The 9,119-nt window shown below is 41.1% G+C and carries 11 protein-coding genes; 5 read left to right on the top strand and 6 right to left on the bottom strand.

The annotated features are described in order from the left end of the window. Positions 1-59 precede the first annotated feature (59 nt). The 3 genes from trpC (at position 60) to FJR08_RS13925 (ending at position 2,937) form a co-directional block, all read left to right on the top strand. Positions 60-941 carry an indole-3-glycerol phosphate synthase TrpC gene (gene trpC, locus FJR08_RS13935; protein ID WP_168633560.1) on the top strand — a complete coding sequence of 294 codons (882 nt, stop codon included), beginning with the start codon at positions 60-62 and terminating at the stop codon, positions 939-941. A gap of 431 nt (positions 942-1,372) precedes the next feature. Continuing rightward, complete coding sequence (locus FJR08_RS13930) at positions 1,373-1,618, top strand: DUF5340 domain-containing protein (RefSeq protein ID WP_015080444.1); 246 nt, start codon at positions 1,373-1,375, stop codon at positions 1,616-1,618. A 167-nt stretch (positions 1,619-1,785) separates the two neighbouring features. After that, positions 1,786-2,937 carry an alanine--glyoxylate aminotransferase family protein gene (locus FJR08_RS13925; RefSeq protein ID WP_015080443.1) on the top strand — a complete coding sequence of 384 codons (1,152 nt, stop codon included), beginning with the start codon at positions 1,786-1,788 and terminating at the stop codon, positions 2,935-2,937. Between the two features lie 60 nt (positions 2,938-2,997). Here FJR08_RS13925 and FJR08_RS13920 read toward each other — a convergent pair whose 3' ends face one another. The 3 genes from FJR08_RS13920 to nblR all read right to left on the bottom strand — a co-directional run bounded on the left by FJR08_RS13920 (position 2,998) and on the right by nblR (position 5,212). Further along, a complete protein-coding gene (locus FJR08_RS13920; protein ID WP_015080442.1) occupies positions 2,998-3,225 on the bottom strand; it encodes a DUF2949 domain-containing protein in 228 nt (75 codons plus the stop codon). Between the two features lie 565 nt (positions 3,226-3,790). Next, on the bottom strand, positions 3,791-4,318 hold the full coding sequence (locus FJR08_RS13915) for a DUF192 domain-containing protein (RefSeq protein ID WP_168633559.1): 528 nt from the start codon (positions 4,316-4,318) through the stop codon (positions 3,791-3,793). Positions 4,319-4,498: 180 nt separating this feature from the next. Further along, positions 4,499-5,212 (bottom strand): response regulator transcription factor NblR, encoded by a 714-nt coding sequence (gene nblR / locus FJR08_RS13910; RefSeq protein ID WP_168633558.1) that lies wholly within the window; start codon positions 5,210-5,212, stop codon positions 4,499-4,501. An 83-nt stretch (positions 5,213-5,295) separates the two neighbouring features. On the opposite strand from nblR, the gene FJR08_RS13905 reads away from it, so the two are divergent. Continuing rightward, positions 5,296-5,466 carry a hypothetical protein gene (locus tag FJR08_RS13905; protein WP_041458417.1) on the top strand — a complete coding sequence of 57 codons (171 nt, stop codon included), beginning with the start codon at positions 5,296-5,298 and terminating at the stop codon, positions 5,464-5,466. A 34-nt stretch (positions 5,467-5,500) separates the two neighbouring features. On the opposite strand, the gene FJR08_RS13900 is transcribed toward FJR08_RS13905, so the two are convergent. Beyond that, entirely contained in the window at positions 5,501-6,292 is a 792-nt protein-coding gene (locus FJR08_RS13900; protein WP_015080439.1) for a BMC domain-containing protein, read from the bottom strand. Between the two features lie 100 nt (positions 6,293-6,392). After that, positions 6,393-7,202, bottom strand: a complete 810-nt coding sequence (locus tag FJR08_RS13895) for a carbon dioxide concentrating mechanism protein (protein ID WP_015080438.1) — start codon at positions 7,200-7,202, stop codon at positions 6,393-6,395. Here FJR08_RS13895 and FJR08_RS13890 point away from each other — a divergent pair. Next, positions 7,201-7,338: a hypothetical protein gene (locus tag FJR08_RS13890; protein ID WP_168633557.1), complete on the top strand. Its 138-nt coding sequence runs from the start codon at positions 7,201-7,203 to the stop codon at positions 7,336-7,338. The two genes, FJR08_RS13895 and FJR08_RS13890, sit on opposite strands and share 2 nt — an antisense overlap. Before the next feature lie 63 nt (positions 7,339-7,401). On the opposite strand, the gene FJR08_RS13885 is transcribed toward FJR08_RS13890, so the two are convergent. Beyond that, the gene (locus tag FJR08_RS13885) at positions 7,402-9,075 is read right to left on the bottom strand and encodes a ribulose bisphosphate carboxylase small subunit (RefSeq protein WP_168633556.1); all 1,674 of its coding nucleotides are present in this window, start codon (positions 9,073-9,075) and stop codon (positions 7,402-7,404) included. Between the last annotated feature and the right edge of the window lie 44 nt (positions 9,076-9,119).

Genomic DNA, 9,119 nt, shown 5'->3' with positions numbered 1-9,119 from the left:
TCTTCCAAATGCTTCGCCCCTACTGACAACTAACAACTAACAACTGACAACTGACAAATATGCAAATCCGTCGTCGTTCACCTAGCCCAGTTATTAATATTTCTATACTTCAGTATCAATCTGCTATAGAAGGGGCTGCACCAAATAATATTCTAGAAGAAATTGTCTGGCAGAAAGAAACAGAAGTTGAGAAAATGCGAGAAAGGCTACCTTTGCGGGAATTGCAAACACAAGCCCTATCAGCACCACCAACTCGTGATTTTGTTAATGCTTTGCGTCAAGGTAAAACTAATCCGGCTTTGATTGCTGAAGTCAAAAAAGCTTCTCCCAGTAAAGGGGTATTTAGGGAGGATTTTGACCCAGTAGCGATCGCTCAATCTTATCAAAAAGGTGGAGCTAGTTGTCTTTCTGTGCTGACAGATGTTAAATTTTTCCAAGGTAGTTTTGAAAATCTATCCTTAGTCCGTTCAGCGGTAGATTTACCTTTACTGTGCAAGGATTTTATTATCTATCCTTACCAAATGTATTGGGCGCGAATTCATGGAGCAGATGCAGTTTTATTAATAGCAGCAATTCTTAATGATCAAGATTTGCAATACTTTATCAAAATTGCTAATAACTTGAAAATGGCAGCTTTAATAGAAGTGCATAATTTAGCAGAATTAGATCGGGCGTTAGCCTTAGATGATGTTTCTTTAGTCGGGATTAATAATCGCAACTTGGAGGATTTTTCTGTTGATTTACAAACAACTTGTCAATTACTCACAGATAGAGGTGAAAAGTTACAAGCAAAAAACATTCTTGTAGTCAGCGAATCAGGATTGCATCACCCAGAGGATTTAAGTGTAGTTAAAAAAGCAGGTGCATCCGCTGTACTGATTGGTGAGTCCTTGGTAAAACAACCAGATCCTCAATTAGCAATAGCCAATCTCTTTGCTTAATTACAGCCTTAAATGCCATATAAAACAAGGGTTCAGATCCTCTTTTTTCCTCTACTACAGCTTGGCGGAAATAAAGCAACCATATTCAATCGCCAAAAAGCCTACTGTATACAGCCGTTTCCGCTCTTATGAGGTACAAAGTTGAATCATGAAACTCTTGTAGTGCGGGCATACTATGGCTAACGCCACGCTGCGCTATCGACAAGCTCAGTACAAGTCTTGCCCGCTAGATATGTACCTCATAACACCGGGAAGTGCTGTATTAGTTTTGACTTTTGACTTTTGACTTTTGACTTCCGCCCTGCGGTACTAGCCTGTGACTGAATAACTGCAATTATTTATTTCTTGTGTAACAATTAATTTGGAGTTAACTAAAGTTTAACTAAATTAAAAATTAAACATCCCTAAGTTACAACTTCACAATAAATTACATGGAGCCAATTCCTTTACCTTCTCCTATCCATTACGAACTTATACTTCAACTTTTAGAAAGACAAACCATGACTTCTCTGGGTCAAAACCAAGACCTCCGCAATCAAGTTAATCAACTGATTATTACCATGCGAAAAGCTGCATCCCAACAAAAGCGACTAGAAGAAAGTTTTCAATCTTCTTCTCTGAGCATTGATCACCGTTGGTCTATTAATCATTTTGGTGATAAAGTGGATTGCTCCTGATGAATGTCTATTTCCACCTGAACAAAAACCCAGCCCTGCAACAGCGGGGTTAATTAACAGTTTTTAACTGGCATTCCTACGAAAAATTTTAGTAGGTTTTTTTTGTGTTTTTATCCCCTGTAGCGGTTAATTTGGATTGTATTGAAATTTTCAACTAGGACACAAACATGGACGATAAATTGATGCTGATGATTCCTGGTCCTACCCCAGTTCCAGAAGCTGCTTTACTAGCATTAGCTAAACACCCCATTGGTCACCGCAGCGGTGAATTTAGTAGCATGATGGCAGAGGTGACAGAAAACCTCAAATGGCTACATCAAACCGCCAGTGATGTATTGATGTTAAACGTCAGCGGTACGGGTGCTGTAGAAGCGGGGATGATTAATTTTCTTTCTCCAGGCGATCGCATTTTAGTCGCTTCTAATGGTAAATTCGGGGAACGTTGGGTAGAAGTTGGTCAAGCTTTTGGCTTAAATGTGGAAACAGTTACCGCAGAATGGGGACAACCCTTAGACCCAGCCCAATTTGCAGCTAAACTCCAAGCTGATACCAACAAAGAAATCAAAGCTGTCATTATCACCCACAGCGAAACCTCAACAGGTGTCATTAATGACCTAGAAGCTATTAACCGCCACGTTAAAGAACATGGAGAGGCTTTAATTATTGTGGATGCTGTCACCAGTTTAGGGGCTTACAATGTCCCTGTAGACGCTTGGGGTTTGGATGTAGTCGCTTCTGGTTCACAAAAAGGTTACATGATTCCCCCCGGTTTAGGATTTGTCTCTGTCAGTCCTAAAGCTTGGGAGGCTTATAAAACCGCAAAATTGCCTAAGTATTATTTAGATTTAGGTAAATATCGGAAAGCCACTGCTAAAAATACCACTCCCTTTACTCCTCCCGTCAACTTAATGGTGGCACTACATACCACCTTGGGAATGATGAAAAAGGAAGGATTAGAATCCATTTTTACCCGTCATGAACGCCAAAAAAATGCTACTCGTGCGGCTATGAAGGCGTTGAATTTATCTTTGTTTGCTGCTGATGAATGTGCCAGTCCTGCCATTACCGCTGTAGCCACACCAGGCATCGAAACAGATAAAATTCGCTCTTTGATGAAAAAACGGTTTGATATTGCTTTAGCAGGTGGACAAGACCATCTGAGTAATAAAATTTTCCGCATAGGTCATCTGGGTTTTGTGTGCGATAGAGATATTCTTAGCTGTATCGCTTCCCTAGAAGTTGTCCTCCCACAAGTTGGTCATGAAAACTTCACCCCCGGCGCTGGTATAGCAGCAGCAGCAAAAGTTTTTGCCTCATAGTTATTAGGTTGGTAATTGATAATTGATAATTGATAATTGTCAATTGTCAATTGTCAATTGTTACGCAGTCTCTAGCCAATCATAAATTTGTTCTAACTGTTCTAGAGTAATTAACCCATATTGCCAAAGAGTCATGGTTAAAGAACCAGGATCTTGATCACGGTTACGTAATGCTACAGCTAGGGAAGCGGCGGAAATTGCCAAATCTTCTTGGAGAAAATTAATTAGCCGAGAATATCTTGATGGTGTCATTTGTATCTTACCTCCTTGAGTAGAATTGATGATCATAGATTGCTTATCTAATTTTGTGGGTATTGTATAACCAGTATTTTATTTGTCACATTGCTGTAAGTAAATAAAAGTTAAAGGTGGTATAAAAAAATTTTCTAAATAACCTTTTTTGTAAAGTATTAACCTACATGAATGTACTACTAAACCAAGGTACTTACAATCACGGGGGAAATCCCTAATACAGTGACTTATGTGTTCCATCAGGATAATATTTAGGTAATACTTTAACCATGATGTTAATGGTGACACTAACATCATTCAAGTTTTTTTGTTCTGGTTTAAGTAAAAAAGATTTCATAGCTTATATTCCTCTATTGACGACTATTTACACTTGCGTCAAAAGAGAGATTTTTGCTACTCAACCCTGAGTTGTGATTTTAACTGGAAAAAACTAAAATCCGATGTTATTCAAGTTACTGCTAAATATTAACCTCTTTACTACTATTTGTGCCAGGTTAGGTAATATTTTTTTTGACAAAACAATTCTGTATTCGATAAAAATTCAGAATAAAGACTTCTGCTATATCCAACCGGGATCATTGTCAGAAAATATTGATCCTGTTTACTGAGAAATATCAGAAGTTAGGAAATCAATTTTGACCTGATCTCCTTTATCTAAGCCTAGTTCTGCGGCTCGTCCTGACCTCAGTTCAATTACTTGATCTATCAGTACATTAGGACCATAGGTGGGACAAGGTTCTATGCCACAAGGAGGAGCAGATGCTTGGATGTACTGAACTACACCTTTTCGGATAAATACCATATCTAAGGCAACAGGTACATTTTTCATCCAAAATTTTACTGGTTGTGGGTTCGCAAAAGAAAATAGCATTCCTCGGTTATCTGGTAAAGCTAGTCTATACATCAAACCCATCTGTTGCTGTTCTTGTGTTCGTGCTACTTCTAACTGAATTTTTATATTTTTAGGAAGTATAGCTTCAGCAGAAATTGGCAGATTTTGTCCAGTATTTACTGGTGTTTGGGTTGATGATTCCGGTGTTACGACTGGAGATTGAGCCGTGGTAGGTGATGAACAGCCCATCAGTAATATACTAAGTAATATTGAACATAAACTAAGCCAAGAAACCATAAGTTGTCTAGGGAATAGGGAACAGGGAATAGGGAAAAAGTGATGATTTTACTAATCACCTCTTACCAAATCACTAATTAAATTATTTATGCAATTTAGATTCTGACTATCTTACTTAATTTTTGCAAAATTGCCTACAAATTTAGATTTTATTTGTGATTATTTCTCGTTTTATAGATTTTACGAATCTCTGAGTACGTAACCTACACCGCGTATAGTTTGAATTAAGCGTTTTTGACCTTCTTCTTCAATTTTGAGCCGGAGGTAACGAATATATACTTCAATGACATTGGACTCACCCGTAAAGTCGTAACCCCAAACATTTTCTAAAATCTGTTCACGAGTTAATACTTCACGGGGATGTTCCATTAAGAACTTTAAGAGTTCAAATTCCTTCATGGTTAAGTCAATGGCCTTACTCTTGTAAAAAGCCCGACGGGTTCCTATATCTAAAATCAGATCCCCAAAGCGTAATTGCTCTGCGGTATCAATATCAGGTTTGAGATACAGACGAACCAGCCTTAACAAATCTTCCGAACGGTAAGGTTTGAGGATGTAATCATCAGCACCAGCGTCTAAACAAGCTATCCGATCATCTACTGTGTCTCTGGCCATCAGAACCAGTATAGGAGAACGATTGCCGATATTTCTGAGATTTTTACACAAAGATAGTCCTGATTCACCGACGAGCATTCGGTCTACAACAATTAAAGCAGGTTGGCGATGACTTTGATTCCTGGAAGCATCACTACAGTATTTTAATCCATTGGCTGCATCATGGGTCACAATGGCATCATAGCCAGCTTCTTGCAAATCAAAAGCTAATTGATTAGCCAAGGTTTCATCTGGTTCAATCACCAAAACAAAAACAGCGGGATTGTGGGTAGCTATCATAGCAGTTCGAGATTGGTAATTGGTAATTGCTAATATGAGTTATGAGTAAATACGGAAAATCAATCTACTGAGGTAATTAAAATATGGGCGCTCGTTTAAGGGTATTTTTAACTCGTGAGCAAGATAAAACCCTGTTGAACCTAAGAACAAGGGATTTACCACAAAAAGTCAAAGATCGAGCAGAGGTAATTAGGTTAAAGTCACATGATTGGTATCTAGAAAAAATAGCTGCTCATTTTGACTGGACTCATTGAACCAAGAATCCCCGTGTCTTTAGACCTGGGAGTGTCAATATTCATCATTCCAAATTTCTTCCTTAACTCTCACAGGCAGTTTTGCCAAATCAGGCAACTCTATCGCTTCCACATCCGTTATTTTATCTTTAATATTAATGGGTATATTAACTGGTTGACGTTCTTCCAGCCAGCAACTAGCCACAGGCAAAGTTTCCTCCAACTCATCTAATGGCCGAGGAATCACCATAACTGCATTTAACTCACCAATGCGTTCCGCTTCAAACATACCTGCTTCCACAGCTACAGCCACATTAGCCACCGAACCGCGAATAATTGCCGTACACAAACCAGCACCAATCTTCTCATAAGATGCTAATTGCACATCAGCAGCTTTAAGCATAGCATCACAAGCGCCAACCATAGCGGGAAATCCGCGAGTTTCCACCAACCCAATGGCTTGATTACTCAAACGGCTGTATCCACCACCATCTCCCATAAATCGAGTCAGACGGTTAATAGGTAGAATTATATCTAAATTAGGGTAAGGACGCGCAATCACCAAACTAGAAACCAACTGGCCAAACTGTTCAGCCGTTTGTACACCAGCTTCCACAGCCAAGCGGACATCAGCAATGCCACCTCGGACAATTGCTGTACAATGACCACTACCAATTTTTTCATAACCAACCAAGTGGACCCCAGCCGACTTTAACATCATGTCAGCCGTGCCAACTATAGCGGGGAAACTGAGGGTTGACACCATACCCAAAGCAGTATCTTTGAGGCTATCACGGCGACGTGCTGCGTGAATCGTACTCAAAGCGTGTTGATTGTATGTTTCCATCTAAATTTTCCAGGATAAGGTTCGTATAGCGTCTTCAATCACAGAAGAATGAAAACTAGCATTTCAATATGGACTTAAGTTCACACTTCATACTTAACACTTAACCTGAAGAATTGTTAGAGTTTTCGTTGCCCAAAGATTGTCTATGGGGAAATAATGTACTCAGCAGCCTATTTATGCTACCTTGTCCATAAATTTGCGTGCCAAAAATATTGTGAGTTTCCAGATCAGACTCGCTGGGTTTTATGTCCTCAGTGGTAGTTTCTGTAGACTCTGGGAGCGTAGTTTCAAGCGACGTAGCATCACCCACCACAGCCGTTTCTGACTCTGGTGGAGACTGGCTTTTCGGTGTAGGTGAAGGTGGAGATACAGGCGTAGATTGATGTTTAAACTCCAGAAAAGCCGCAACCGAGAGTTGAGTTGAGGAAAATACTTTTTCCTGTTTCTCTGGTTTCTCTGGTTGAGAATGAGGAGATTCAAGTTTTTCGGCTGATTCCTCTGGTTTCTCTGGGGGAGGATTGGTAGATTCTAGTTGTACCGCTGAAGGTTCAACAATCTGCCGACTATTATCTCCCAAAATTGAACCAGAGGGAATAACTTGACCTGGTGCTACGGAACAGTTAAAAACCGTTGTCGCTGCACCAATACAAGCATTAGCCCCAATTTTGCCTTCACCAACCATCAAGAAACCGGCTCCCAGGTTTGCGCCTGCTTCTATTTCTAGAATACCCTCACTTACTTGGAGAATTGACCCCATACCCAGGCATACACCAGCACCAATCACAATTTTACTATTAGTAGCTGCTTGCAAAACTACCCCAGGAGCTAATACCGCGCTGGGATGAATAATCACGTCGCCATGAATATGAGCATCAAATCTATCGCCCAGGCGTAGCAGCGATACAGACATGGAATTTATTACCTCGGAAGCCGGAAGTTGTCAGTTGTCAGTAGGGGCGAAGCATTTGGAAGATAAATTATCTATCATTGCCAAAAATAGTTCTCCAAATGCTTTGCCCGTACAGTTGTCAGTGGTCAGTGGTTAGAAAGAAGAAGGAAAAAAATGTTCTCCCCTACTCTCTGCACCCTGCCTCCTGGACCCTGCCTCTTTATGGACGTTGGATAATTGCTTCTAGTACGCGACGTTTGGCTTTGGGGTCAGTACCAACTAAACGCACATATTCGCCTGGATATTCAGAAACATATCCTTCTAAAGCAGCGATCGCTTCTCTTTCAGATGTAGCCTGAATTTGACCCGCAACTGTCCAAGTACCTGTGCGGAAGCGGCGTTGATCTACGTGTTCAATTGCAATTTTTGCCCCACTGGACAACAGTTGGCGCAATTGATCTACTACTTCGGTACTTAAACGGGTGCTGGTAGCTGTCGCCGTTGCGGTTGCAGTTCCAGAACTTGTACTGGTAAATGATTTGGTGCTACCAGAAGATACTACTTGTCCGTTTGGTCTTTGGATAATTGCTTCCAATACGCGACGTTTAGCTTTGGTGTCAATCCCAATTAAACGTACATACTCGCCTTGATGAGTTTCAATGCACTCTTCCAAAGCAGATACAACTGCTTGAGTCGAATTAGATTCAATTGGTTGACAAGTATCCCAAGAACCTGTACGGAAACGGCGCTCATCTACGTGTTCTGTCCCAATTTTGAAACCACCAGCCAAAAGTTGACGGATTTGATCTACAGTTTCCGCACTCAGTTTGGCACTACCAACAGCAGTACCGTTGCCATTACCATTACCGTTGTAACTGCCAGCAGATGCAGCAGCAGGGGCTTTAAAGCTAGATGTACCAGCAACAACACCTTCAGGACGTTGAACAATAGTTTCTAATACCCGTCTTCTGTTGTTGTCAATCCCAAATAGACGCACATATTCGCCGCTGTGGTCTCTCAAACAAGACTCTACAGCAGAAACAGCTTCACCTAAAGACCGAGTTGCAATGGCTTGACAACTTTGCCAAGAACCTGTCCGAAACCGTCTTTGGTCTACGTGTTCTGTCCCAATTTTAAATCCTTGTTCTAGTAGATAACGTAATTGATCTACTGTTTCTGCACCTAAGCTATAGCTCGCCACGTCACTGCTCCTTTCTAACTCTTCGACTTCAATGCTTGTACTTGTATAAGATTTAGCTACGGAAAGATTAAGTTCATCCCGAATAGGCGCAATACACTTGCTATCCGCAGCACAGTGATAACCAGCCCGCAAAGCCTGATTAATCCCGACTACATGGTGAGCAAATTCTTGATCCTGCACTTGGACATCTGGCAATCTATCCGCTTGCTGCTGGGTAGTAATTACTGATCCAGAAGCTACGTATTTACCCGGTGGAATTTCCACATCCTGAATTAAGGCGTGCATCATGACAATGCAGCCTGCACCCACCCTGGCATTAAATACCGTAGAACGAAAGCCAATAAAACAACTATCGCCAACGTAAGCAGGTCCATGAATCAGTGCCATGTGGGTAATGGAGGCACTTTTCCCAACCCATACTGAGTACTTCTTGCCATCATCACCAACGACTCGGCCTTGCTCCAACCCATGAATGACCACACCATCTTGAATATTAGTATTTTCACTAACACAAAAAGGTGTCCCTTCATCGGCTCTAATCGAAGTCCCCGGAGCAACAATTACATTTGCACCTATATTGACATCACCAATGAGGTTACAAGAAGAGTGGACAAATGCAGTTTCATGAATGTTTGGTTCTGCTAAACTCCTTGACCACGGGGTTGGGGGTGCCGCCGTGCTGCGGACTACCATTGCGAGATTCCTCCTGAAATAAGCTTTTTGTCAGTGGTCATTGG

This window comes from Dolichospermum sp. UHCC 0260 (assembly GCF_009711985.1).
Taxonomy (GTDB): domain Bacteria; phylum Cyanobacteriota; class Cyanobacteriia; order Cyanobacteriales; family Nostocaceae; genus Dolichospermum; species Dolichospermum lemmermannii.
The sequence above is the reverse complement of the archived record's forward strand: the minus strand, read 5'-3'. Positions and strand labels throughout refer to the sequence as shown.

Bases quoted from the DNA above. Each gene is read 5' to 3' on its own strand.
- trpC (WP_168633560.1), top strand. From the start codon at position 60: ATGCAAATCCGTCGTCGTTCACCTAGCCCAGTTATTAATATTTCTATA.
- FJR08_RS13930 (WP_015080444.1), top strand. From the start codon at position 1,373: ATGGAGCCAATTCCTTTACCTTCTCCTATCCATTACGAACTTATACTT.
- FJR08_RS13925 (WP_015080443.1), top strand. From the start codon at position 1,786: ATGGACGATAAATTGATGCTGATGATTCCTGGTCCTACCCCAGTTCCA.
- FJR08_RS13920 (WP_015080442.1), bottom strand. From the start codon at position 3,225: ATGATCATCAATTCTACTCAAGGAGGTAAGATACAAATGACACCATCA.
- FJR08_RS13915 (WP_168633559.1), bottom strand. From the start codon at position 4,318: ATGGTTTCTTGGCTTAGTTTATGTTCAATATTACTTAGTATATTACTG.
- nblR (WP_168633558.1), bottom strand. From the start codon at position 5,212: ATGATAGCTACCCACAATCCCGCTGTTTTTGTTTTGGTGATTGAACCA.
- FJR08_RS13905 (WP_041458417.1), top strand. From the start codon at position 5,296: ATGGGCGCTCGTTTAAGGGTATTTTTAACTCGTGAGCAAGATAAAACC.
- FJR08_RS13900 (WP_015080439.1), bottom strand. From the start codon at position 6,292: ATGGAAACATACAATCAACACGCTTTGAGTACGATTCACGCAGCACGT.
- FJR08_RS13890 (WP_168633557.1), top strand. From the start codon at position 7,201: ATGGAATTTATTACCTCGGAAGCCGGAAGTTGTCAGTTGTCAGTAGGG.
- FJR08_RS13895 (WP_015080438.1), bottom strand. From the start codon at position 7,202: ATGTCTGTATCGCTGCTACGCCTGGGCGATAGATTTGATGCTCATATT.
- FJR08_RS13885 (WP_168633556.1), bottom strand. From the start codon at position 9,075: ATGGTAGTCCGCAGCACGGCGGCACCCCCAACCCCGTGGTCAAGGAGT.